Here is a 23015-nt window from a genome sequence, read left to right as displayed (position 1 = left end):
AACCTGAATGTCACAATGCCGCGATGGAGCGGCCCTATAGCGCCGGTCAAAGGGGGGCAGCGAACAGCGAATCGCGGCCTTGCATGATGGAGGTTCCCGTGAATAGATTCACCTTGTTCGCCGCGACGGCATTGAGCGTTGTTTCCCTTTCCGCCTGTGGCGATCAGAGTGGCAGCGGCGGTGCTGGCCAGACCCGCGACCAGATCCGCGCGGTCGGTTCGTCCACCGTCTATCCCTTCGCCACGGCGGTTGCCGAACTGTTCGTGCAGGGCAATGCCGGCATGAAATCGCCGATCATCGAATCGACCGGCACCGGTGGTGGCATGAAGCTGTTTTGCGCGGGCGTGGGCGCGCAGCATCCCGACATCGCCAACGCATCGCGCCGGATGAAGAAGTCCGAATTCGATATGTGCGCGACCAATGGCGTCAAGGACATCATCGAAGTGCAGGTCGGCGTCGACGGCCTGGCCTTTGCCGAAGCCAAGAACGGCCCCGGCTACAAGTTGACCCCCAAGATCGTCTATGAAGCGCTGGCCGCCAACCCCTATGGCAAGGGTCCGAACAAGGCGGAGACGTGGAAGGATGTCGACCCCACCCTGCCCGCCATCGCGATTTCGGTATTCGGCCCGCCTTCGACCAGCGGCACGCGCGATTCGCTGGCTGAGCTGATCCTGGAAAAGGGCTGCCAGTCCGATCCGGCGATGAAGGAATTGAAGGACAAGAACGAGGACGAATATAAGGCGACCTGCACCCGCGTTCGCGAGGACGGCAAATATGTCGATTCGGGCGAAAATGACAATCTGATCGTGCAGAAGCTGGGCGCAAACCCCAATGCGGTCGGCGTGTTCGGCTACAGCTTTCTGGAAGAAAATCGCGACAGCCTGAAAGACATTCCGCTTAACGGGGTGGAAGCCAGCTATGAAACTGTGTCGACCGGCCAATATCCGGGCGCACGTCCGCTCTACATCTATGTGAAGAAGGCGCATATCGCGGCTATTCCGGGGCTTCAGGGTTTCCTCAACGCCTTTGCCGCCAACTGGAACCCCGACGGCGCGCTGACCAAGCGTGGCATGGTCGCGGCGCCCGACGATGTGCGCAAGGCGAATGCCGAAACGGTCAAGGCGCTGACCGTGCTTGACGGCTCCAAGCTGAAGTAAGGGCCATAATGACCGGTCCCGCACTTTTCCTGCTGCTCGCTGGCCTGGGCGCTATCGCCTGGGTCAGCGCCCGCGCGCGCGCGCTGCGTTTGCAGACCGTGGCGCGGGCAACCGGGCGGCGTGATGCCGTCCACTCGCTGCCGGGCTATCATGGCTGGTATGTGGCGCTGTGGACGCTGGCTCCGGCCGTGCTGTTCCTGACCGTCTGGGCCAATATCGCGCCCGGTCTGGTGACGCAGGCGGTACTGGCCGATCCGGCGGCACAAAGCCTGCCGACGGACGATTTCTCGCGCTCCGCCATATTGGGTGAGGCGCGGTCGATCGCGACGGGTGCGCAGGCCGGGGCGTTCAATCCGCTGGCGCAGGGACTGGTCGAACCCTATCGCGCTGCGATCAACAAATATGGCGTCGCGGGCGCGGTGCTGGCGATCGTGCTGGCCTTTGCCGGCGGCGCCTATGCCTTCACCCGCGTCCGCCCCGATTTCCGGGCGCGCACACGGGTCGAGCGGCTGGTGATGGCAACCCTGCTGATCGCATCGCTGCTGGCGATCGTGACCACGGTGGGGATCGTTGCCTCGCTGCTGTGGGAAAGTTTCCGCTTCTTCTCCATGGTCAATCCGCTGGACTTTCTGTTCGGCACCAAATGGTCGCCGCAATCGGCCGCGATGGGCTATGGCAATGAAGATGCGTTTGGCGCGGTGCCGCTTTTTTGGGGCACCATCTTCATCGGGGCGATCATCGCCATGGTGGTCGCCATTCCACTGGGCCTGATGAGCGCCATCTACCTCACCCAATATGCCAAGCCGGTCGTGCGCAAATGGATGAAGCCGACGCTGGAGATGCTCGCGGGTGTTCCCACGGTCGTCTATGGCTATTTCGCAGCGCTCACCATTGCCCCGGCGCTCCGCGACTTTGCGGTGATGATCGGCATCCATGGCGCTTCGTCTGAGAGCGCGCTGGCGGCGGGTCTGGTGATGGGCGTGATGATCATTCCCTTCGTCTCCTCCATGGCCGACGACAGCATCGCCGCCGTGCCGCAGTCGATGCGCGACGGCAGCCTGGCGATGGGCGCGACCACCAGCGAGACGATCCGCAAGGTGCTGATCCCCGCCGCCCTGCCCGGCGTGGTCGGCGGCGTATTGCTGGCGGTCAGCCGCGCGATCGGCGAGACGATGATCGTGGTGATGGCCGCTGGTCTGGCCGCGAACCTGACGCTCAACCCCTTTGCCAGCGTGACCACGGTAACGACCCAGATCGTCCAGTTGCTGACCGGCGACCAGGAATTTGACAGCGCCAAGACGCTGGCGGCCTTTGCGCTCGGACTGGTGCTGTTCGTCGTCACGTTGCTGCTCAACATCGTGGCCCTGCGGGTCGTGAAGAAATATCGCGAGGCTTACGAATGACCGCGGTTCCCTCCCCTACCAAACGCCTGCCCACCGACTGGAAGTCGGACGAAATGCGCAAGCGGATTGCGCGGCGTTATGCGGCCGAGCGGCGGTTCAAACTTGCCGGGCTGTTTGCCGTGGCGCTCTCTGCCGCTTTCCTCGCTTTCCTGCTGTTCACGATGATGGGCAACGGGCTGCGCGGCTTCACCCGGACCGAGATTGCGCTCCAGATCGACTTTCCGGCCTCGCCGCTGCTGCTCGATCCGGCCAATATCACCGACGCAGCGCTGGCCAATGCCAACCTGCCGATGGTGACGGGGCAGGTCGCAAGGCAAGCGCTGGGCGCGGATGCCGACGCCTTGCTGTCATCGACTGCCTGGATCAGCATCCGCGACGCGATCAAGGCCGATCCCGCAATATTGGGGCAGACGGTGACGATCCGCGTCCCGGCCAGCACCACCATTGACCTGGCCGCCAAGCATGAAGGCGCGCCGGAAGCCGAAGCGGCGGTAGAGCGGCTGCGCAAGGCAGGGCTGCTGACCACCGGCTTCAACTGGAGCTTCCTGACAGCAAGCGACGGCACCGATCCAACCCAGGTAGGCATTTGGGGCGCGTTCAAGGGATCGTTACTGACGATGCTGGTAACGCTGGCGCTCAGCTTCCCGGTGGGTGTCGCGACCGCCCTCTATCTGGAGGAATATGCGCCCAAGGCGTGGTGGACCGACATTATCGAAGTGTCGATCAACAATCTGGCTGCCGTCCCCTCGATCATCTTCGGCCTGCTTGGCCTGTCGATCTTCCTGAACTTCCTGCACCTGCCGCGATCGGCGGCGCTGATCGGCGGCATGACGCTGGCGCTGATGACGATGCCGGTCATCGTCATTGCCGGGCGCAACGCGATCAAGTCCGTGCCGCCCAGCATCCGCGACGCGGCGCTCGGCATCGGCGCATCGCCAGTGCAGGTGGTGTTCCACCATGTGCTGCCGCTGGCGCTGCCCGGCATCCTAACTGGCACGATCATCGGCATGGCGCGCGCTCTGGGCGAGACGGCGCCCCTGCTGATGATCGGGATGCGCGCTTTCATCGCCACGCCGCCGGGCGGGATCAGCGATCCGGCGACGGTGCTTCCGGTGCAGATTTTCCTGTGGTCCGATGAAGTGTCCAAGGGCTTTGTCGAAAAGACGTCGGCCGCGATCATCGTGCTGCTGGCCTTCCTCCTCGCGATGAATGGTCTGGCCATCTATCTGCGCAACAAGTTTGAAACACGGTGGTAAACGCACCCATGACCGAAGCAACAAATCCTCTGGCAATTGCCAACCCCAAAATGTCGGCCCGCGACGTCAAGGTATTCTACGGCGCCAAGCAGGCGATCAAGGGCGTGTCGATCGACGTCGACATGGACCATGTCACCGCCTTCATCGGCCCGTCGGGCTGCGGCAAGTCGACCTTCCTGCGGACTTTGAACCGCATGAACGACACCGTCGCCAGCGCGCGTGTAGAAGGCATGATCACGCTGGATGGCGAGGATATTTATTCCCCGTCGATGGACGTGGTGCAACTGCGCGCACGCGTCGGCATGGTGTTCCAGAAGCCCAATCCCTTCCCCAAGTCGATCTACGAAAATATCGCCTATGGGCCGCGCATCCATGGCCTGGCCCATGCCAAGGCGGACCTGGACGTGGTGGTTGAAAAATCGCTGCGCCGCGCTGGCCTGTGGGAAGAAGTGAAGGACAGGCTGCATGACAGCGGCACGGCGCTTTCGGGCGGGCAGCAGCAGCGCCTTTGCATCGGCCGCGCCATCGCGGTGGAGCCGGAAGTCATCCTGATGGACGAACCCTGTTCCGCGCTCGACCCGATTGCGACGGCGAAGATCGAGGAGCTGATCCATGAGCTGCGCGGTCGCTATGCGATCGTCATCGTGACCCACAATATGCAGCAGGCCGCGCGCGTGTCGCAACGCACCGCCTTCTTCCACCTCGGCGATCTGGTCGAATATGGCGTAACGAGCGACATATTTACGAACCCGACGCAGGAGCGGACCAAGGATTATATCACCGGTCGCTACGGCTGATCGCGGGAGAGACGAATATGGCTGAACATACGATCAAGGCGTTCGACGAGGATATCGACAGGCTGCGCGGCCTGATCGCGGAAATGGGCGGACGCGCCGAAGCCGCGATCGAAAGCGCGATGATCGCGCTGCAACGGCAGGATTTGGTGCTGGCGGCGCAGGTTGTTGCCGACGATAAGCGGATCGACGCGATCGAGGCGGAAGTCGAGAAGCTGGTCATCCAGGTCATTGCCCTGCGCGCGCCGATGGCCAATGATCTGCGCGACGTGATCGCCGCACTCAAGATCGTCGGTGTGGTCGAGCGCATCGGCGACTATGCCAAGAATATCGCCAAGCGCGTGCCGCTGGTCATGGTCAACCAGCGCACGCTGGAGCCGGTATCGCTGCTGCCGTCGATGGGGCAGGTGGCGAGCGAAATGGTGCATGACGCGCTCAACGCCTTTGCCGCGCGCGACGCCGATCTGGCCGTCGCGGTGGTGGAGCGCGACACGGTGGTCGATGATTTCTACAACAGCGTGTTCCGCACGCTGGTGACCTATATGGTCGAAAACCCCAAGACGATCAGCGAATGTGCGCATCTGCTGTTCATCGCGAAAAATATCGAACGGATCGGCGACCATGCGACCAATGTCGCGGAGATGGTCTATTATGCGGCCACGGGCCAGACCCTGCCCGACCGCGATCGCGGCGGCGCGGCGGCGGAGGAATAAAGACCATGGCCCGTGCAAAAATGCTGCTGGTCGAGGATGACGCGGCGCTGGCCGAACTGCTGATCTGGCATTTCAAGCGCGAGGATTTCGACGTCGCCCATACCGTGGATGGCGAGGAAGCCCTGCTGATGGCACAGGAAAATGTGCCTGACATCGTGCTGCTCGACTGGATGGTGGAAAGCCTGTCTGGGATCGAAGTGTGCCGCCGTCTGCGCCGCGCCAACGGCACCGCCAACGTGCCGATCATCATGCTGACCGCGCGCGGTGAGGAAGAGGATCGTGTGCGCGGGCTGGAGACGGGCGCGGACGATTATGTGACCAAACCTTTCAGCCCCCGCGAACTGGTCGCGCGCGTTGGCGCGGTGCTGCGGCGCGTGCGTCCGGCGCTGGCGGGTGAAACGCTGACCTTTGCCGACGTCGAAATGGACACAGTGGGCCATAAGGTGCGGCGCGGCGGGCAGGTGATTCCGCTCGGTCCCACCGAGTTCCGCCTGCTGCGCCATTTTCTGGAGCATCCCGGCTGGGTATTCTCGCGCGAACGGCTGCTCGACAGCGTGTGGGGGCAGGATAGCGACATCGAGCTGCGCACGGTCGACGTCCATATCCGCCGCCTGCGCAAGGCGATCAACGGTGATGGCCAGTTTCAGGACATCATCCGCACGGTGCGGTCGGCGGGCTATGCGCTGGATACCGATGGCGTGAGCTGACACAACCACCCGTCATGCCAGCGAAGGCTGGCATCTCCCTTTTCTTTCCAGCGCCGCGCCAGAAGAAGTGAGATCCCGGCTTTCGCCAGGATGACGGGCGCAAGTCAGGCGGCGCGGCGGGCCTTGGTCAGTTTCTTCATCAGCATGTCGCGCTTCATGCGCGAGAGATGGTCGATGAAGAGGATACCCTCCAGATGGTCCATTTCATGCTGGAGGCAGGTGGCGAGCAGCCCTTCAAGCTGTTCTTCATGGATGCGGCCGTCACGGTCCATCCAGCTGGCGCGGATCGTCGCGGGGCGCTCCACCTCGGCATATTGGTCGGGGACGGACAGGCAGCCTTCATTATAGACCGACAAATCCTCTGATTCCCGCAGGATTTCCGGGTTGATGAACACCATCGGCTTCTTGACCGGGGGCGCGTCCTCAGCGTCCGATTCCGGTTCCTGCAGGTCCATCACCAGCACCCGTTTTGGCACGCCGACCTGGATCGCGGCCAGGCCAATGCCGGGCGCGTCGTACATCGTCTCGAACATGTCGTCGATCAGCCGTTGCAGATCGTCATCGATCGACTCAACGGGGGTCGAAATGGTGCGCAGGCGCGGGTCCGGCGCCTCAAGGATGGGAAGAATGGCCATGGGTCTAAAATAGCGGAAAGACGCAGGATTTCAAGCGATGCGCCGCATCGCTTTATTCACCCAGCCATTCGTCGATTGCGGGTTTCAATATGGTCGAAATCAGCTCGACCAGCAAGCCGCCATCGGGCGAGGTGAGATAGGCGATCGCGCCATAGCCCTGTTCCGGCGGCAGGTTGGCGGCGCGCGTCGTCCAGCCCGCCGCGACCAGCCGGTCCGCTTCGGCGGGCAGATCATCGACCCACACACCGATATGGCGCGCGCCTGCGGGACTCGCGGTGTCGTAGAAGCTGCTATTGCCCTGCACCAGTTCCAGATGGATCGTCCCGCCCAGCGAGTAAGTGGCGCGCACGCTGATTTCCCGCGCGCCTTCCTCCGGGGTCCAGAAGGGCAAGGGATCGAAATCGCGGATCGGCGCGAAAGTCAGCCCCAACGCCGCGCCATAATCCGCGACCGCCCGGTCGATGTCGAGGACGGTAATGCCCTTATGGTGGGTGCGGCTAAGGTCGATCATCGGGCATCCTTCCAGTGGGTTATCTTAACCGGTCTAGCGGAGGGATGCGACGGGGTCAGCTAACAGCTTTGGCAGGGTGCCCCTACCCCACCGGCCGTCTTGCCCGCAGCGCCTGCGCCAGCGTGCCTTCATCCAGATAATCGAGTTCGCCGCCGACCGGGACGCCATGGGCGAGTTGCGTCAGCCGGATCGGGAAGCGTTCGAGCCGTTCGGCGAGATAATGGGCCGTAGTCTGGCCCTCCAGCGTGGCGTTCATTGCCAGCACCACTTCATCGACGCCGCCCTGTTCCAGCCGCGCGACCAGCGCGTCGATCGACAGATCTTCCGGTCGAATACCCTCCAGCGCGGACAGGCGCCCGCCCAGCACATGGAAGCGGCCCGGAAAGAGGCGGGACTTGTCGAGCGCCCACAGGTCGGCGACATCCTCCACCACGCACAGCGCACGGGGATCGCGGCGCATATCGGTGCAGATGCCGCAGGGATCGACCGTATCGACATTGCCGCAGACATGGCAGGTGACCAGCCGCTCGTTCACCGCCTCCAGCGCGCGCAGCAGCGGGGCCATCGCGGCTTCGCGCTTCTTGATGAGGTGCAGCACCGCGCGCCGCGCCGAACGCGGGCCAAGACCGGGCAGGCGGGACAGAGCTTGGGTCAGCGCTTCGATTTCAGTGGATGCCATGCGGTGAGATAAGGGCTTGCAACCCGTCCCGACAAGGGCTTTGAGATGGCACCATGCGTATCATCTATATGGGCACTCCCGATTTCGCGGTTCCCGCGCTCGAAGCGCTGGCCAAGGCGGGGCATGACATCGTTGCGGTCTACAGCCAGCCGCCCCGTCCGGCGGGGCGCGGCAAGAGCCTGACCCCCTCCCCGGTCCAGCAGCGGGCCGAGGCGATGGGGATAGAGGTTCGGGTGCCGGTGTCGCTGAAAGATGAGGCGGTGCAGGCAGACTTCGCGGCGCTGGAGGCCGATGTAGCGGTCGTCGCGGCCTATGGCCTGATCCTGCCGCGCGCCGTGCTGGATGCGCCGCGCCATGGCTGCATGAATATCCATGCGTCCTTGCTGCCGCGCTGGCGCGGGGCGGCACCGATCCAGCGGGCAATCTTGTCGGGCGACAATGTTACCGGCGTTACGATCATGGACATGGAAGCGGGTCTCGACACCGGGCCGATGCGGGCCAAATATGTGACCAAGATAGAGGGCAAGACGGCAGGCGCGCTGACGGCGGAACTGGCGCAGGCGGGCGCGCAGCTGATGGTCGAGGTGCTGGACGACATCGCGCAGCACCCGCCGATGGCGCAACCGCAAGAGGGCGTGACCTATGCCGCCAAGATCGCCAAGGCAGAGGCGCGGATCGACTTCACCCGGCCCGCGATCCAGGTCGAGCGGCAGGTGCGCGGCTTCAATCCCTTCCCCGGCGCCTTTTTCGAATATGGCGGGGAGCGGTTCCGCATATTGGCGGCGCAGATCGAGCATGAGGATGGCCTGCCTGGCGAAATGCTGGACGACGCGCTGCTGATCGGCTGCGGCCATGGCGCGATCCGCCCGACGCTGATCCAGCGCGCAGGCAAGGCAGCGATGACCCCGGAGGAAATGCTGCGCGGCTTCGATATGCCGGCAGGGAGCCGGGTGGATGGGTGAGACGCCTGTAAGCCCCTCCCTTTCAAGGGAGGGGGAAGGGGTGGGTGCGAGCGGAGCGAGCCTCATACGTCGCCCTTTGCTTCTAAGCCGACCCACCCCCGGCCCCTCCCTTCCAGGGAGGGGAGGAAGAGGATGACCCGTTTTGCCTTCACCGTCGAATTTGACGGACGGCCCTTTATGGGGTGGCAGCGGCAGGCGCATGGGCCGAGCGTGCAGCAGGCAATCGAGGATGCGATCCATACCGTCACCGGCGAACGGGTTGCGGTCCATGCCGCCGGGCGCACCGATGCGGGCGTGCATGGGCTGGCGATGCGCGCCCATGCCGATGTGGCCAAGGCGATCACGCCGTTCCGCCTGATGGAGGCGATCAACGCGCGGCTGGGACGGCAACCGGTGGCGATATTGGCGTGCGAAGAGGTGGCGGACGACTGGCATGCGCGTTTTTCCTGCATAGGCCGATCCTATGTCTATCGCATCGTCAACCGCCGCGCCGCGCTGACCTTCGAGGGCGGGCTGGCCTGGCAGGTGAAACAGCCGCTCGATGCAGGCGCGATGCATGAGGCGGCGCAGGCGCTGGTGGGGCTGCATGATTTCACCACCTTCCGGTCGGCCCATTGCCAGTCGGCCAGTCCGGTCAAGACGCTCGACCGGCTGGCGGTGGAGCGGGAGGGGGACCGCATCGCGATCCATGCCGCCGCGCGATCCTTCCTGCATCATCAGGTGCGCTCGATGGTCGGCTGTCTGGTCTATGTGGGGATGGGGCGATGGTCGGCGGATGATCTGCGCGCGGCATTGGCGGCGGCGGATCGCGCCGCGCTGGGGCTGAATGCGCCGCCCGATGGGCTGTATTTCGTGCGGGCCGATTATCCGGCTTAGTGGAGGTTCGCGACCCGCAGCTGGTTCTTGCCCGCGCGCTTGGCGGCCAGCATCGCGCCATCGGCGCTGTCGATCAGCCGGTCTAGATCGGTCGTGCCGCTGGCGGTGACCAGCCCGAACGATCCGCTGACGCCAATGCTCTGCGCGCCCAGTGCGAGGCGGATCGTTTCGCCCCGTTCTGCGGCGGAACCTGCGTCCAGCGTGGGGATCAGCATCAGAAATTCATCGCCCCCCACCCGCGCGACGGCGTCGCTGGTTCCGGCATGACGCGATAGCAGCGCTGCCACCTCCACCAGACAGGCGTCGCCCGCCGCATGGCCCCGGCTGTCGTTCAGCTGCTTGAAGCCGTCGAGATCAAGGAACAACAGGCTGACCGGCGTGCCGACATGCGCGGCGTCGGCCAATATGGCATTGGCGCGCACGGCCAGACCGCGCCGGTTGAGCAGCCCGGTCAGCGGATCATGCACCGCCTCGAAACTTGCCTGACGCAATTCGGAAAGGTCCTCGATCACCGCGACGTAAAATTCGGGCTGGCCCGCCGCATCACGCACCATCGCGACGGTCAGGTTGATCCAGATGATGGTGCCGTCAGCGCGGATATAGCGTTTTTCCAGCGTATAGCGGGGGAAGTCCCCGGCATGGAGGCGCGCGAGCAACAACTGATCGGTATCCAGATCGTCGGGGTGGGTGATCTGCTGGAATCCGGTACGGATCAGCGTGTCGGCATCATGGCCGCTAATCTCGCAAAAGCGTGGATTGACCTGAAGGAAGCCGCCATCCATCCCGACATGGGCAATGCCGACCGGCGCGTGGAGGAAGGTCGCCTCGAACCGGCGCAGCGCTGTCGCTTCGACGGGCACATCCTGCCCGTCCTTCTTCAGGTTCGATTCGTGGAATTGCCGGTGCGACTGCCTGCTCATCCCGCCTACATGCGGCAGCGGAGGTAAACAGGGACTTTACCCCATTACACAAACGGACAAAAAGTCAGAGCCGGGCGCGGAAAGGGGTGAAGTCAGTGCCCTCGTCATAGACGTCCAGCCCCTCGCGCCGCTTGAGCATATTGACCACGGCATAGGTCACCGGCGTCAACAGCGCTTCCCAGCCGACCTTCATCCCCCAGTTGGTCACCATGACGGTCAGCACCTGCGCATCGCTCCACTGCCCATAGAAAGCGAGCGGGTAGAAGAGCAGGCTGTCCACCCCCTGCCCCACGACCGTCGACCCGATCGTGCGCATCCACAAATGCTTGCCCTGCGTCAGCACTTTCATGCGGGCCAGGACGAAACTGTTGGTGAATTCCCCCGCCCAGAAGGCGACGAGCGAGGCGAATACGATGCGCCAGGTGCTGCCGAACACCGCTTCATAGGCCGCCTGCCCCGGCCAGCCCGCCGCGGGCGGCAATGCGACCACGACCCAGCTCATCAGCGCCATGAACAGCATGGCGACAAAGCCGGCCCAGACGCAACGGCGTGCGCGGGCATAGCCATAAACTTCGGTCAGCACGTCGCCGATGACATAACCCAGCGGAAAGAAGAGGATGCCTGCGCCAAAGGTGACGCCGCCCAGCGTCGACAGCTTGGCCGCGCCGATCAGGTTGGAGAGCAGCAGGATGACGACGAAGGCCGCCATGACGAAGTCGAAATAGCGCAGCGGGCGGCCACCCAGCGCAGTTGCATCGATTTTGTGAACCGCCCCGTCGATCATGGCAACGTGCATATCGCACAGACCAGCGATTGCAAGCCGCCCCCGCCGCCGCTATCGAGCCAGCCCAAGGCCCCGTAGCTCAACTGGATAGAGCACCCGCCTTCTAAGCGGGATGTTGCGTGTTCGAGTCACGCCGGGGTCACCATGGATCAAGGTCAGGGGCCGGGCGCGTGGTTCCACGCACCCGGCGATCATGGATTAAAGGATCGTCTGGCCGGTCTTTTCCCAGTCGGCCAGAAAGCCTGCAATACCCTTGTCGGTCAGGACATGGTTGAATAGCGCCTTGATGACGGCGGGCGGCGCGGTCATGACGTCGGCGCCGATGCGGGCGCTTTCCAGCACATGGATGGGGTGGCGGACCGATGCGACCAGAATTTCGGTATCGAAACCATAATTGTCGTAGATCAGGCGGATGTCCTGAATGAGGGCCATGCCGTCAAAGCCGTTATCGTCGTGGCGGCCCACGAAGGGCGAGATGAAGCTGGCGCCCGCCTTGGCCGCGAGCAGCGCCTGATTGGCGGAGAAGCACAGGGTGACATTCACTTGGCAGCCATCATCGGTCAGCGCCTTGCAGGTCTTGAGTCCGTCGATCGTCAAGGGCACCTTGATGCAGACATTGGGCGCGATCTTCCGCAGGACGGCGGCTTCCTTCATCATCGTCTCATGATCGAGCGCGACGACTTCGGCGGAAACGGGACCATCGACCAGCCCGCAAATCTCCTCGACCACTTCCAGGAACTTGCGGCCCGACTTGTGGATCAGCGACGGGTTGGTGGTGACGCCGTCGAGCAGGCCGGTGGCGGCGAGGTCACGGATTTCGGCGGTGTCGGCGGTGTCGACAAAGAATTTCATGGAATGCGGCTCCGGCTATAAGCGAATCGGCTCCGTTTAGCGGCTGGATGCAGGATTGGCCATCATCGCGGCAGGCTGTCGGCATTTGCAACAGTTCAGCAACATGATTAAGCGCGGCAACGTTACCAAAGGATTTTGTCATGAAGCCGCGCCGCCTGATCCTTGCCCTGTCGGCTATGGCTGCCGCTTCGCCCGCCGTCGCCGCCACGCAAGAGTCACAACTGTGGATCGCCGAAATGGCGACGATCAGGGTGAGCAAAGCTGACCTGGTGACGATCGATTCCAGCCAGCGCGCCCGGTCCGACGCGGGCAGTGGAGGTGAGCAGTTTCTGGCGCGGATCGCGATCGACCATCGCCTTACCCCGCTGGTGCAGGTGGGCGGCGGCATAGCCTATCTTAAAAGTGAGGTGGATCAGGAATTGCGTTTCCATCAGCAGGTGACGCTGAGCAAGGGGATATGGCAGAGCCGCACCCGGTTGGAGCAGCGTTTCTTTGATAATGCCGACACCGCCAGTTGGCGGCTGCGCCAACGAGTGCAGGCCAGCGTGCCATTGGACAAGGCGAAGCAATGGACGGCAATCGTTGCGACGGAGCTGTTCTTTCACCTCAACCGCGCGCGAGCCAGCGACAAGACCGGGCTGGCGACGATGCGACACCAGATCGGCCTGCGCCATCCGGTCAACCGCCATATGGACGCGCAATTGCTCTACATGCGGCAACAGGCGTTCCGTGACGGGCGGCCCGATGTCGTCGCGCATATCCCATGGCTGACGCTGAGCTGGCGCATCTGACACGCGCCATTTGCGCGACGGGCCGGACGGGCTAAGGACGGGGCATGTCCCGCGCCCGTGTCCTTTTGCTCAACGCTGCCCTGGGGCCGCTCGACTATCGCGTGCCGCACGGGATGAACGTCAAGCCCGGCAGCATCGTCGTCGCGCCGCTCGGCCCGCGCCAGCTGGTCGGCGTGGTGTGGGAAGAGGATAGTTTCCCTGACGTCGATACGGTCGGCGACAATCGGCTGCGCAACCTGATCGAGGTGGTGGACGCGCCGCCCCTGCCGGAAACCCTGCGCCGCCTGATCGAATGGACGGCAGATTATTATCTGTCACCCCCCGCCGCCGTGCTGCGCATGGCGCTGGCGTCGATGGCGGCGCTGGAAGGGACGCGCACCGTCATCGAATATAAGGCCAATGGCCGCCAGCCCGATCGCATGACCGACCAGCGCGCGCAGGCGCTGGAGCGGATCGGCGAGCGGCAGGGGCTGATCCGCGAACTGGCGCTGATCGGCGGAGTGAGCGACGCGGTGATTCGCGGCCTCATCAAGCAGGATATATTTGACGCCATCGAAGTGAGCGTCGACACCCCCTTCCCTGCCCCCGACCCGGACCATGCCCCGCCCGCTTTGTCGACAGCGCAGGCGGACGCGGCAACGACGATGGCGGACGCCGTGCGCGATCATCTGTTTGCGCCATTCCTGCTCGATGGAGTGACGGGTTCGGGCAAAACGGAGGTCTATTTCGAGGCGATAGCGGCGGCCATCCGCGCTGACCGGCAGGTGCTGGTGCTACTGCCCGAAATCGCGCTGACCGAGCCGTTTCTGGAGCGGTTCGAGGCGCGCTTCGGCACGATCCCGGTCAACTGGCATAGCGGCCTGCGCCAGACCGAGCGGCGGCGGGCGTGGCGCGCGATTGCCAGCGGGCAGGCGCAGGTGGTGGTCGGCGCGCGGTCCGCGCTTTTCCTGCCCTATCCGAAACTCGGCCTGATCGTCGTCGATGAAGCGCATGAGGCCAGCTTCAAGCAGGAGGATGGCGTCCATTATCACGCCCGCGACGTGGCGGTGATGCGTGGCCTCATAGAGAAATTCCCGGTCATCCTGGCGTCGGCCACCCCGGCGATCGAAACGCGGCATCAGGTCGAGCTGGGCCGCTATCGCGAAATCAGGCTGCCATCGCGCTATGGCGGGGCGGAGATGCCGCAGATCGAGGGGATCAACCTGCTGACCGATCCGCCCGAACGTGGGCGCTGGATCGCGCCGCCGCTGGTCAAGGCGATCGACGAGGTCATGGCCAAGGGCGAACAGAGCCTGCTGTTCCTCAACCGGCGCGGCTATGCGCCGCTGACGCTGTGCCGCCATTGCGGCTATCGCTTCCAATGCCCAAATTGCACCGCCTGGATGGTCGAGCATCGGCTGACCCACAGGCTGGCCTGCCATCATTGCGGCCATGTCGTCCCCGCGCCGCGCTTCTGCCCGGAGTGCAAGGAGGAGGATAGTCTGGTCGCCTGCGGGCCGGGGGTGGAGCGGATCGCCGACGAGGTGAAGGCGCTGTGGCCGCAGGCGCGCACCGCCATCGTCACGTCCGACACGCTGTTTTCGCCCGCCAGGGTCGCCGATTTCGTGAAATCGGTGGAGGCGGGCGATATCGACATCATCGTCGGCACGCAATTGGTGACCAAGGGTTATCATTTTCCCAATCTGACATTGGTGGGGGTGATCGACGCCGATCTGGGGCTGGAGGGCGGCGATCTGCGCGCGTCGGAGCGGACCTTCCAGCAGATCATGCAGGTCGCCGGACGTGCGGGCCGCGGGCAGAAGCCGGGGCGGGTGTTCATCCAGACGCGGATGCCGCAAGGCGAAGTGATCAAGACGCTGATCGAGGGCGATACCGAGCGATTTTACGCGGTCGAGACGGAGAACAGGCGACGCGCCAACGCCCCGCCCTTCGGTCGCTTCGCAGCGATCATCATTTCGAGCGAGGATGCCGACGAGGCGGCACAGGTCGCGCGGCTGATCGGCAAGTCGGCACCGGTGATCGACGGGATGCGGGTCTATGGCCCCGCCCCTGCGCCGCTCTCCGTCCTGCGCGGGCGGCATCGCCACCGGCTGCTGATCCACGCCACGCGGCAGGTCGATGTTCAGGCGGCGATCCGCGAATGGCTGGGCAATATCGTGTGGAAATCCAGCACCCGCGTGGCGGTGGATGTCGATCCCTATAGTTTCATGTGATGGAAACGCCCTGCCGTAACCTTTGTGCGCTGGATGCGGCGCGTATCTGCACCGGATGCGGGCGGACGATCGACGAGATCGTCCACTGGCGCAGCATGGGCGACGAAGCGCGCGACGCCGTCATGGCGCGGGTGCGGGATTTCCCGGTTTCTTCGCCGCCTTCTGGGCTGCCTGGGCGTCCAGTTCCGCCTTCAACCTGATTGCCGCTTCGCGCATCTCCGATCCATGGGGCGAATAGGCGATGGGATCGAGCAGCAGCGAGGCGGTGGCATAGTCGCCGCGCGCAGCCATGGCGTGGACGAAATTGAAGCGATATTCCGAACTTTGCGGTAACAGGGTGAAGGCCTTGTACAGGCCGTCATAACCAAGGTCGGGCATCTTGCCCCCGCGCATAGCATGATAGCGGTAGAAGAGCGCCAGCGGCACGGGGTCCTCCGTATCGGCGCGGTTGGCGCGGACGATGGCGGTCAGCGCCGCCTTCCAATCCTCCGCCTTGTCGCTGTCATGCGCGCGCTCCAGCAGGACTTGCGCCCGGACCGCATGAGCGCGCGACAATGTGGCGTCGATCGCGATCGCCCGGTCGGCATCGCCCAGCGCCGCGTCCTTCTGTTCCGCCGCCCATTCCGCTTCCGCCAACAGCGCGGCGGCATAAGCGGAATCGGGGAATTTGCTGGCAGTTACGCGAATGGCCGTGACGATGGCGGGGAGCTCATCGGCCTTCGGGTGATGGATGAGGCGCAGCTCATACTCGACCAGCGCGCCTTGCGCGGCATCCACCGGGCTGACGACAATCTCGCCAATCTTCATCTCCACTGGTGTCAGGACATTATAGGACAGAGTGCTTCGTTTGATATAAGCCCTGACATCCTTGTCCAAGCCATCCAGCCCATCTTCAAAATAACTGTCTGGTTTCATGTCGGGTACGCCCTGCGCCAGATCGTTCAGATATCGCGCGATTTCCTTCCGACGCTCGGTCTTGTTATATTGATAGAAATGGGTGAGCAGCCAGGCAGTGCCATAGTAACGATCCCCGTCGCGCAAGCTGAGACCGCCCGTATCTCGCGCGAACAGGTTTTTGATCGGATAGGGGGATTCGAGACGCAGAGTAGGCAGTCTGGCCAGTGGTATGCGCCCATATTCGATCGACCCGTTTTTCGGAAAATTGACGACCGAGAAGAATTCGGCAAACCCCTCCACATACCACGCCGGATAAGCAGCCGGAAAATGATGCAGCATGAAGTGATGGGCATATTCGTGAAACAGGATTTCCTCTGCCCCCATGTCAAATTTGCCAGCCTTTTCGCCACGTGCCAGCACTGCATAGGCGGAGCGGTCCGACGTCGTATAAAAACCCCCAATATTGGGGTTACCTGCAAGCTTTTGCACCTTCCGGTCGCTTGACAGGAGATAGACGAGCACAGGACTGCCCTGCTGGGGGTCAGTCACATTGTGGAGCCGCCGCAGCAGATAATCGAACTTCTCCAGCCGCTCGGCAAAGCCGCGCAGCTTTTCGTCATTGCCCTCGCTGTACACCGTAAAGTGACGGCTTTTCGCCTGCCACCACGCCGCGTGCGCCGTGCCAGGCAGCGCCATCATCCATCCCATGCCTAGCAGCAGGGCCACCCATATCCGCATCTTCGCATTCCACCCCAAAAACTGGCGACCAGAGTGGCGGAGGCCGGACGGAATGGGAAGCGCAAACTAATCCGTTACTTGCCCTTTTCCCGCGCCAGCAGCGCCTGCTTCCTTTCCACGCCCCAGGCATAACCGCCCGCCATGCCGTCGCTGCGCAGGACGCGGTGGCAGGGGATGAGGACGGCGAGCGCATTGTCGCCGCAGGCGGTGCCGGCCGCACGGACTGCGCCGGGGCGGCCGATGGCAGCCGCGATCTGGCCATAGCTGCGCGTCTGCCCGGCGGGAATGGCGCGCAGCGCGGACCAGACCGCCTGCTGGAAGGCGGTGCCGCCGATATCGACTGGCAGATCAGGCGCGGCGATCGGGTCATCCACCAGCGCCACGACGGCAGCCGCGAGCCGGTCCAGCGCGGCGTCGGCGGGTTGCAGGTCAGCATTGGGGAAACGCGCGCGCAATGCCGCCTCGCCCTCGTCAAAGCTGATGCGGCACAGCCCCTTGTCCGTGGCGGCGACCAGCATCGGGCCAAGGCTGCTGTCGATCCTGCGCCAGCGGATGGTGACGCCCCGTCCGCCCGCCTGCCAGGTGCTGGGCGTCATCCCCAGATGGGAGGCCGCATCGGCATAAGCGCGGCTGGGCGCGGCATAGCCTGCCTCGTAAATGGCGGCGGTCACGCTACCGCCCGCATCCAGCGCCGCTTTCAGCCGGTCGGCCCGCAGCGTCCGTGCATAGGCCGCCGGGGTCTGGCCCGTCTCGCGTTTGAACAGGCGATGGAAATGATGCGGCGCATAGCCCACATGGGCGGCAATCGCGTCGAGCCGGGGCGTGTCCTCCGCCGCGTCGATCAGCGCGATGGCGTCCGCCACTGCCCGCTGGTCCCGCCCTATTTCGTCCGGGCGGCAGCGCAAACAGGCGCGAAAACCTGCCGCGCGGGCTGCGGCGGGATGAGGCAGGAAGCTCATATTCTCACGCTTCGGGTGGCGCGCCGCGCAGCTGGGCTTGCAATAGATGCCGGTCGTGGCGACGCAGCCCACGAACCGCCCGTCCATCGCCCGGTCACGGCGCAACACCGCCGCCCAGCACTGGTCGGGATCGGGCATGGAGGGCGCCGGAGCGATCGAGGCGGCGGACAGGCGGGTCATCTGGTTCATGCTGTTATGGGATAAACGGGCGGCGCTGACCATGCTTCCCGTGCCTTGCGTTCAAAGCCACGCATTTTTCCCGATTGCGCAACGCCCGCCTTCGCATATGTATGCCGCCCATATGGTCGCTCTTTTCCGCTTCGTCCTGATGGCTCTCGCGCTTGTCGCGCCAGCCGCGTCCCATGCCGAACAGCAGGACATCGCGGCTGCCGCGCGTGGGGTGGTGCGTGTCGTGCTGGTCGCGACCGATGGCAGCGAGGCCTATTTTGTCGGCCATGGCAGCGGGCTGGCCGTCGCGCCCGACAAGATATTGACCAACGCCCATGTCGTGGAGCTGGCGCGCGAGGAGAAGAATCTCGTCATCGGCGTCATCCCGTCCGAAGGTACCAAAACCTATGGCGGGCGGATCATCGCCTTTTCGCCGGGCAACGACCTGGCCCTCATCCAGCTGGAACAGGGCAGCCTGCCGGTCAGCACTTTCTATGCCGGTGCCGTGACCGATGGCCAGCATGTCACCGCGATCGGCTATCCCGGCACGGTCGACCGGGCGCAGGGGCTGGGCCTCCAGCAGATGGTCGAGCCGCTAGCGACAGTCAAAACCAGCGGCAACATATCGGCAGGCCGCGCCAGCCGCAGTTTCGACACGCTGCTGCACACCGCGCCGCTTGCTGCCGGAAACAGCGGCGGGCCTTTGGTCGATGATTGCGGTCGGGTGCTGGGGGTCAACAGCTTCGGGTCGGTATCCGACGGCAGCGATGCGGAGTTCGGCTTTGCCGTGTCCTGGCGCGAAATCGCCTCCTTCCTGCGGCAGGCAGGCGTGTCGTCGCTCCATACCGTCGTGCCGTGCCGCTCCTTTGCCGACGCCGATTCGGCCGAAGCTGCCATCCTCCAGCGCGAATCGGCGATGAGCGAGCAGAAGCTGCGCGCCAGCGACAGCGCACGCCAACAGGCGATGGATCGCGCCCGCGATGCTGCCGAGCGGGAGGTCATTTCCGCGCGCGAAAATGCGATGGCCGGGGCCGCCGTGCTGCTGGCGCTGGCCGTGCTGGGCCTGGGCGCTGGCGGGCTGTTCTACAGCCAGAAGCGGGAGAAGCACGCGACCTGGGCGATTGCGACTGGCGGGCTGCTGCTGTTCGGTGCGCTGGGACTGTTCTTCTTCAAACCCAGCTTCGCCAGCATCGACGAAAAGGTCGCGGTGGCGCAGGACGGGGACGTTGTCAGCAATGCCGCCTTCGCCTGGGCGGGCGACAATATCTGCAAGGTTGACATAGCGCGCAGCCGCCTGACGCTGTCGCAACCCAATGATATCGGCTTTAACTGGGCCGAAGGCGGCTGCGTCAATGGCGACACCCAATATGTCGCCAGCGGCACCGGATGGCAGCGCGTCACCATCCCGGCGGACGGCCATTATCTGGCCTCCAGTCGTTTCGATCCGGTCAATGGCGTGCTGCGCGTCGATCGCTGGTTGCCCGATGGGGATACGATGGCCAAGGCGCGCGCATTGGTGGGCGACAAGCCGATTCCCGCCTGTGGCAGCAACCCGGAGGCGCTGGCCCGGATCGCCGCGCTGCAATCGCAAATGGCGGCCTTGGTCCCGGCCCAGCCCAATGAGCGGATTGTCTATCATTGCCAGAAAGGTCGGCTTGCTCCGGTCGATCCTGCGCAATAGTCGATTCGCGCTCACAGAAAAACTCAGTCAAATGCCAGTGATTTCGCACTATTGACGGAATCGCGCAGCATGACTTGCATAGTCATAATCGCGCTGCTAACCGGCCCCACAACAAGGGGGACGGGCGTAACTGCTCCCCCCTCTTTGCATGACCGGCACATCACATGGAGGACGGTAAGCGCGTGGAGACTACCGGCGGGATACAGGCCAGCCTCAGCGGCCGCTACGCGGTTGCGCTGTTCGATCTGGCACGCGATGGCCAATCGCTCGACGCCGTGGCGGAAAGCCTGGCCGCGTTGAAGGCAGCGATTGCCCAATCGCCTGATTTCAAAGCGCTTATCAATAGCCCCGTGCTGAGCCGCGATGCGTCTGGCAAGACGATCGCCGCGGTCGCATCCTCCATGGGAATTGATCCGCTGACCACGAAATTTCTGGGTGTGCTTGCCGGGAACCGCCGTCTTGGCCAGCTTCCCGCCGTCATCCGCGCCTTTGAAACGCTACTGTCGAATCACAAGGGCGAGGCCCGCGCCGAAGTGACCAGCGCGCATCCGCTGACCAAGACGCAGATCACAGCGCTCGGCAAAAGCCTCAAGGCCCGTGTCGGCCGCGACGTGTCGCTCGACACGAAGGTCGACCCCGCGATCCTGGGCGGGCTGGTCGTCAAGATCGGCAGCCAGATGATCGACAGCTCCATTCGTACCCGTTTGAATAGTCTCGCTATGGCGATGAAAGGCTGAACATGGATATCAACGCCGCAGAAATTTCGAAGGTCATCAAGGACCAGATCGCCAATTTCGGCACCGAAGCGCAGGTTAGCGAAGTCGGTTCCGTGCTGACCGTGGGTGACGGCATCGCCCGCGTCCATGGCCTCGACAACGTCCAGGCGGGCGAAATGGTCGAGTTCGCCAACGGGATTCAGGGCATGGCGCTGAACCTGGAAGCCGACAATGTCGGTGTCGTGATCTTCGGGTCCGACAGTGCGATCAAGGAAGGCGACACCGTCAAGCGCACGGGCACCATCGTCGACGTGCCCGTCGGCAAGGGTCTGCTGGGTCGCGTCGTGGACGGCCTGGGCAATCCGATCGACGGCAAGGGTCCGATCGTGTCCGACCAGCGTATGCGCGTCGAGCGCAAGGCGCCCGGCATCATCCCGCGCACCTCGGTCCATGAACCGGTGCAGACCGGCCTGAAAGCCATCGACACGCTCGTCCCCGTTGGCCGTGGCCAGCGCGAACTGATCATCGGCGATCGCCAGACCGGCAAGACCGCCGTGGCGATCGACACCTTCATCAACCAGAAGGCCGCGAACGCGGGCGATGACGAGAGCAAGAAGCTCTATTGCATCTATGTCGCGATCGGCCAGAAGCGTTCGACCGTGGCGCAGATCGTCAAGCAGCTCGAAGAAAATGGCGCGATGGAATATTCCATCGTCGTCGCCGCGACCGCTTCCGAGCCAGCTCCGCTTCAATATCTCGCGCCCTATACCGGCGTGACCATGGGCGAATATTTCCGCGACAATGGTATGCACGCGGTCATCGTTTATGACGATCTGTCCAAGCAGGCCGTGGCCTATCGCCAAATGTCGCTGCTGCTGCGTCGTCCTCCGGGCCGTGAAGCCTATCCGGGCGACGTGTTCTATCTGCATAGCCGCCTGCTGGAGCGCGCGGCCAAGATGAACAGCGACAATGGTTCGGGTTCGCTCACCGCGCTGCCGATCATCGAAACCCAGGCGGGCGACGTGTCGGCCTATATCCCGACCAACGTGATTTCGATCACCGACGGCCAGATCTTCCTGGAAACCAACCTCTTCTACCAGGGCATCCGTCCCGCCATTAACGTCGGCCTCTCGGTGTCGCGCGTCGGTTCCGCCGCGCAGACCAAGGCGATGAAGAAGGTGTCCGGCTCGATCAAGCTGGAGCTGGCCCAGTATCGCGAAATGGCGGCCTTCGCCCAGTTCGGGTCTGACCTCGACGCTTCGACCCAGAAGCTGCTGAACCGCGGTGCGCGCCTGACCGAGCTGCTCAAGCAGGCGCAATTCTCGCCCCTGCCCTTCGAAGAGCAGACCGCGTCGATCTTCGCTGGCACCAACGGCTATCTCGACAGCGTCGCTGTCAAGGACGTGACCCGCTACGAAGAGCTGATGCTGGCCTATCTGCGCCACGATCACCCGCAAGTGCTGACCACGATCCGCGATACCAAGGATCTGGGCGACGAAGCCAAGGGCCAGCTCAAGGCCGCGCTCGACAGCTTCGGCAAGACGTTCGCGTAACGAATGCCCTCTCCCTTGAGGGAGAGGGTTGGGTGAGGGTGGCCCTGCCTCGATGAGGCAGAACACCCTCACCAAGTTCAACTAGGCGGCGATGCCGCCAAGTTTCACTATCCTCTCCCTTAAGGGAGAGGAGACTATGGGATTGAGATGGCTAGCCTCAAAGAACTGAAGATCCGCATCGGGTCGGTCAAATCGACCCAGAAGATCACCAAGGCGAAGCAGATGGTCGCCGCCGCGAAGCTGCGCAAGGCGCAGGCCGCAGCGGAAGCCGCGCGCCCCTATAGCAGCCGTCTGGAAGCCGTCGTCGCCTCGCTCGCCTCGAAAATTGCGGGCGGTTCGGGTGAAGGCGCGTCGCCGCTGCTGGCTGGCACCGGCAAGGATGATGTGCATCTGCTGGTCGTCGCCAACTCCGACCGTGGCCTTGCTGGCGCGTTCAACGCCAACATCGTCAAAGCCGCGCGCGCCAAGGCGGACGAGCTGATCGAACAGGGCAAGACAGTCAAATTCTACCTGATCGGCCGCAAGGGCCGTCCGGTGATCAACCGCATGTATCCCGGCCAGATCATCGCCCAATATGACACGACCGGCGCGAAGCAGCCCGGCTATGATCAGGCGCACGCCATCGCGGGCGAGCTGACCGAAATGTATCTGAACGGCAAGTTCGACGTCGCGCATCTCTTCTACTCGCGCTTCAAGTCGGCCCTCGCCCAGATCCCGACCGAACAGCAGATCATCCCGGTCAAGATCCCCGCTGATGCCGACCGCAACGCCATCGCCGCGACGGTCGAATATGAGCCGAGCGAGGAAGCGATCCTGGACGACCTGCTGCCGCGCAACGTCGCGATCCAGCTGTTCAAGGCGCTGCTGGAAAATAACGCATCCGAACAGGGCGCGTCGATGACCGCGATGGACAATGCCACGCGCAACGCAGGCGACCTGATCAACAAGCTGACGATCCAGTATAACCGCAGCCGCCAGGCCGCGATCACCACCGAACTCGTTGAAATCATTTCGGGCGCTGAAGCCCTCTAAGCACACGCACGCAAGGAA

The 23015-nt window shown here is 63.9% G+C and carries 23 protein-coding genes and 1 tRNA gene; 16 read left to right on the top strand and 8 right to left on the bottom strand.

Going from position 1 to position 23015, the window contains the following annotated elements:
- Positions 1–86: 86 nt before the first annotated feature.
- From ACODSR_RS03840 to phoB, 6 genes are read left to right on the top strand one after another with little or no spacing between them, the layout of a single operon-like run.
- A complete protein-coding gene (locus ACODSR_RS03840; RefSeq protein WP_489074165.1) occupies positions 87–1157 on the top strand; it encodes a substrate-binding domain-containing protein in 1071 nt (356 codons plus the stop codon).
- Positions 1158–1165: 8 nt separating this feature from the next.
- Positions 1166–2560, top strand: coding sequence for a phosphate ABC transporter permease subunit PstC (pstC, locus tag ACODSR_RS03835; RefSeq protein ID WP_489073860.1), 1395 nt, complete (start codon positions 1166–1168; stop codon positions 2558–2560).
- Complete coding sequence (gene pstA, locus ACODSR_RS03830) at positions 2557–3816, top strand: phosphate ABC transporter permease PstA (RefSeq protein WP_489073858.1); 1260 nt, start codon at positions 2557–2559, stop codon at positions 3814–3816. Before pstC ends, pstA begins: the two co-directional genes overlap by 4 nt.
- 8 nt (positions 3817–3824) lie before the next feature.
- Positions 3825–4613: a phosphate ABC transporter ATP-binding protein PstB gene (gene pstB / locus ACODSR_RS03825; RefSeq protein ID WP_489073856.1), complete on the top strand. Its 789-nt coding sequence runs from the start codon at positions 3825–3827 to the stop codon at positions 4611–4613.
- A 17-nt stretch (positions 4614–4630) separates the two neighbouring features.
- Positions 4631–5323 carry a phosphate signaling complex protein PhoU gene (phoU, locus tag ACODSR_RS03820; protein WP_489073854.1) on the top strand — a complete coding sequence of 231 codons (693 nt, stop codon included), beginning with the start codon at positions 4631–4633 and terminating at the stop codon, positions 5321–5323.
- Positions 5324–5328: 5 nt separating this feature from the next.
- The gene (gene phoB / locus ACODSR_RS03815) at positions 5329–6030 is read left to right on the top strand and encodes a phosphate regulon transcriptional regulator PhoB (protein WP_026149749.1); all 702 of its coding nucleotides are present in this window, start codon (positions 5329–5331) and stop codon (positions 6028–6030) included.
- 104 nt (positions 6031–6134) lie between these two features.
- On the opposite strand, the gene def is transcribed toward phoB, so the two are convergent.
- From def to recR, 3 genes are all read right to left on the bottom strand, one after another.
- Complete coding sequence (gene def / locus ACODSR_RS03810; protein WP_006949948.1) at positions 6135–6665, bottom strand: peptide deformylase; 531 nt, start codon at positions 6663–6665, stop codon at positions 6135–6137.
- 52 nt (positions 6666–6717) lie between these two features.
- Positions 6718–7176, bottom strand: coding sequence for a VOC family protein (locus ACODSR_RS03805; RefSeq protein ID WP_489073852.1), 459 nt, complete (start codon positions 7174–7176; stop codon positions 6718–6720).
- Positions 7177–7258: 82 nt separating this feature from the next.
- The gene (gene recR / locus ACODSR_RS03800; RefSeq protein WP_489073850.1) at positions 7259–7855 is read right to left on the bottom strand and encodes a recombination mediator RecR; all 597 of its coding nucleotides are present in this window, start codon (positions 7853–7855) and stop codon (positions 7259–7261) included.
- 53 nt (positions 7856–7908) lie between these two features.
- Here recR and fmt point away from each other — a divergent pair, with 53 nt between their 5' ends.
- Positions 7909–8817: a methionyl-tRNA formyltransferase gene (gene fmt / locus ACODSR_RS03795; protein ID WP_489073848.1), complete on the top strand. Its 909-nt coding sequence runs from the start codon at positions 7909–7911 to the stop codon at positions 8815–8817.
- 132 nt (positions 8818–8949) lie between these two features.
- Positions 8950–9693, top strand: coding sequence for a tRNA pseudouridine(38-40) synthase TruA (gene truA / locus ACODSR_RS03790; protein WP_489073846.1), 744 nt, complete (start codon positions 8950–8952; stop codon positions 9691–9693).
- Here truA and ACODSR_RS03785 read toward each other — a convergent pair.
- Both ACODSR_RS03785 and ACODSR_RS03780 read right to left on the bottom strand, forming a co-directional pair.
- Positions 9690–10613, bottom strand: coding sequence for a sensor domain-containing diguanylate cyclase (locus ACODSR_RS03785; RefSeq protein ID WP_489073844.1), 924 nt, complete (start codon positions 10611–10613; stop codon positions 9690–9692). The two genes, truA and ACODSR_RS03785, sit on opposite strands and share 4 nt — an antisense overlap.
- Before the next feature lie 64 nt (positions 10614–10677).
- Positions 10678–11397, bottom strand: coding sequence for a queuosine precursor transporter (locus tag ACODSR_RS03780; RefSeq protein ID WP_489073842.1), 720 nt, complete (start codon positions 11395–11397; stop codon positions 10678–10680).
- A 68-nt stretch (positions 11398–11465) separates the two neighbouring features.
- Here ACODSR_RS03780 and ACODSR_RS03775 point away from each other — a divergent pair.
- Positions 11466–11542: transfer RNA gene (locus ACODSR_RS03775), tRNA-Arg, on the top strand.
- A 53-nt stretch (positions 11543–11595) separates the two neighbouring features.
- Here the strand turns inward: ACODSR_RS03775 and fsa are convergent.
- Complete coding sequence (gene fsa / locus ACODSR_RS03770; RefSeq protein WP_489005573.1) at positions 11596–12249, bottom strand: fructose-6-phosphate aldolase; 654 nt, start codon at positions 12247–12249, stop codon at positions 11596–11598.
- Positions 12250–12389: 140 nt separating this feature from the next.
- On the opposite strand from fsa, the gene ACODSR_RS03765 reads away from it, so the two are divergent.
- Genes ACODSR_RS03765 through ACODSR_RS03755 form a run of 3 tightly spaced genes read left to right on the top strand, consistent with a single transcriptional unit; the run spans position 12390 to position 15453 of the window.
- Positions 12390–13040: a DUF2490 domain-containing protein gene (locus ACODSR_RS03765; protein WP_489073840.1), complete on the top strand. Its 651-nt coding sequence runs from the start codon at positions 12390–12392 to the stop codon at positions 13038–13040.
- Between the two features lie 44 nt (positions 13041–13084).
- Positions 13085–15253 (top strand): primosomal protein N', encoded by a 2169-nt coding sequence (locus tag ACODSR_RS03760; protein WP_489073838.1) that lies wholly within the window; start codon positions 13085–13087, stop codon positions 15251–15253.
- Positions 15253–15453 (top strand): DUF1289 domain-containing protein, encoded by a 201-nt coding sequence (locus ACODSR_RS03755; protein WP_489074163.1) that lies wholly within the window; start codon positions 15253–15255, stop codon positions 15451–15453. Before ACODSR_RS03760 ends, ACODSR_RS03755 begins: the two co-directional genes overlap by 1 nt.
- Here the strand turns inward: ACODSR_RS03755 and ACODSR_RS03750 are convergent.
- Positions 15374–16888, bottom strand: a complete 1515-nt coding sequence (locus tag ACODSR_RS03750; RefSeq protein WP_489073836.1) for a hypothetical protein — start codon at positions 16886–16888, stop codon at positions 15374–15376. The genes ACODSR_RS03755 and ACODSR_RS03750 overlap by 80 nt on opposite strands.
- 74 nt (positions 16889–16962) lie before the next feature.
- Positions 16963–18036 carry a bifunctional DNA-binding transcriptional regulator/O6-methylguanine-DNA methyltransferase Ada gene (ada, locus tag ACODSR_RS03745; protein ID WP_489073834.1) on the bottom strand — a complete coding sequence of 358 codons (1074 nt, stop codon included), beginning with the start codon at positions 18034–18036 and terminating at the stop codon, positions 16963–16965.
- 112 nt (positions 18037–18148) lie between these two features.
- On the opposite strand from ada, the gene ACODSR_RS03740 reads away from it, so the two are divergent.
- The 4 genes from ACODSR_RS03740 to ACODSR_RS03725 all read left to right on the top strand — a co-directional run bounded on the left by ACODSR_RS03740 (position 18149) and on the right by ACODSR_RS03725 (position 22997).
- Entirely contained in the window at positions 18149–19696 is a 1548-nt protein-coding gene (locus ACODSR_RS03740; RefSeq protein WP_489074161.1) for a S1C family serine protease, read from the top strand.
- A gap of 182 nt (positions 19697–19878) precedes the next feature.
- Positions 19879–20433, top strand: coding sequence for a F0F1 ATP synthase subunit delta (locus ACODSR_RS03735; RefSeq protein WP_489074160.1), 555 nt, complete (start codon positions 19879–19881; stop codon positions 20431–20433).
- Positions 20434–20435: 2 nt separating this feature from the next.
- Complete coding sequence (atpA, locus tag ACODSR_RS03730) at positions 20436–21965, top strand: F0F1 ATP synthase subunit alpha (protein WP_489073832.1); 1530 nt, start codon at positions 20436–20438, stop codon at positions 21963–21965.
- A 147-nt stretch (positions 21966–22112) separates the two neighbouring features.
- The gene (locus ACODSR_RS03725; protein ID WP_489073830.1) at positions 22113–22997 is read left to right on the top strand and encodes a F0F1 ATP synthase subunit gamma; all 885 of its coding nucleotides are present in this window, start codon (positions 22113–22115) and stop codon (positions 22995–22997) included.
- The last annotated feature ends 18 nt before the right edge of the window (positions 22998–23015 follow it).

This window comes from Sphingobium sp. FG125 (genome assembly GCF_057809795.1).
This window is presented reverse-complemented; position numbering and strand designations above follow the sequence as displayed.

Bases quoted from the DNA above. Each gene is read 5' to 3' on its own strand.
- atpA (WP_489073832.1), top strand. From the start codon at position 20,436: ATGGATATCAACGCCGCAGAAATTTCGAAGGTCATCAAGGACCAGATC.
- ACODSR_RS03765 (WP_489073840.1), top strand. From the start codon at position 12,390: ATGAAGCCGCGCCGCCTGATCCTTGCCCTGTCGGCTATGGCTGCCGCT.
- ACODSR_RS03840 (WP_489074165.1), top strand. From the start codon at position 87: ATGGAGGTTCCCGTGAATAGATTCACCTTGTTCGCCGCGACGGCATTG.
- ACODSR_RS03740 (WP_489074161.1), top strand. From the start codon at position 18,149: ATGGTCGCTCTTTTCCGCTTCGTCCTGATGGCTCTCGCGCTTGTCGCG.
- fsa (WP_489005573.1), bottom strand. From the start codon at position 12,249: ATGAAATTCTTTGTCGACACCGCCGACACCGCCGAAATCCGTGACCTC.
- ACODSR_RS03750 (WP_489073836.1), bottom strand. From the start codon at position 16,888: ATGCGGATATGGGTGGCCCTGCTGCTAGGCATGGGATGGATGATGGCG.
- ACODSR_RS03785 (WP_489073844.1), bottom strand. From the start codon at position 10,613: ATGAGCAGGCAGTCGCACCGGCAATTCCACGAATCGAACCTGAAGAAG.
- ada (WP_489073834.1), bottom strand. From the start codon at position 18,036: ATGAACCAGATGACCCGCCTGTCCGCCGCCTCGATCGCTCCGGCGCCC.
- truA (WP_489073846.1), top strand. From the start codon at position 8,950: ATGACCCGTTTTGCCTTCACCGTCGAATTTGACGGACGGCCCTTTATG.
- ACODSR_RS03755 (WP_489074163.1), top strand. From the start codon at position 15,253: ATGGAAACGCCCTGCCGTAACCTTTGTGCGCTGGATGCGGCGCGTATC.
- ACODSR_RS03805 (WP_489073852.1), bottom strand. From the start codon at position 7,176: ATGATCGACCTTAGCCGCACCCACCATAAGGGCATTACCGTCCTCGAC.
- phoB (WP_026149749.1), top strand. From the start codon at position 5,329: ATGGCCCGTGCAAAAATGCTGCTGGTCGAGGATGACGCGGCGCTGGCC.
- fmt (WP_489073848.1), top strand. From the start codon at position 7,909: ATGCGTATCATCTATATGGGCACTCCCGATTTCGCGGTTCCCGCGCTC.
- pstA (WP_489073858.1), top strand. From the start codon at position 2,557: ATGACCGCGGTTCCCTCCCCTACCAAACGCCTGCCCACCGACTGGAAG.
- def (WP_006949948.1), bottom strand. From the start codon at position 6,665: ATGGCCATTCTTCCCATCCTTGAGGCGCCGGACCCGCGCCTGCGCACC.
- ACODSR_RS03780 (WP_489073842.1), bottom strand. From the start codon at position 11,397: ATGATCGACGGGGCGGTTCACAAAATCGATGCAACTGCGCTGGGTGGC.
- ACODSR_RS03725 (WP_489073830.1), top strand. From the start codon at position 22,113: ATGGCTAGCCTCAAAGAACTGAAGATCCGCATCGGGTCGGTCAAATCG.
- pstC (WP_489073860.1), top strand. From the start codon at position 1,166: ATGACCGGTCCCGCACTTTTCCTGCTGCTCGCTGGCCTGGGCGCTATC.
- ACODSR_RS03760 (WP_489073838.1), top strand. From the start codon at position 13,085: ATGTCCCGCGCCCGTGTCCTTTTGCTCAACGCTGCCCTGGGGCCGCTC.
- phoU (WP_489073854.1), top strand. From the start codon at position 4,631: ATGGCTGAACATACGATCAAGGCGTTCGACGAGGATATCGACAGGCTG.
- recR (WP_489073850.1), bottom strand. From the start codon at position 7,855: ATGGCATCCACTGAAATCGAAGCGCTGACCCAAGCTCTGTCCCGCCTG.
- pstB (WP_489073856.1), top strand. From the start codon at position 3,825: ATGACCGAAGCAACAAATCCTCTGGCAATTGCCAACCCCAAAATGTCG.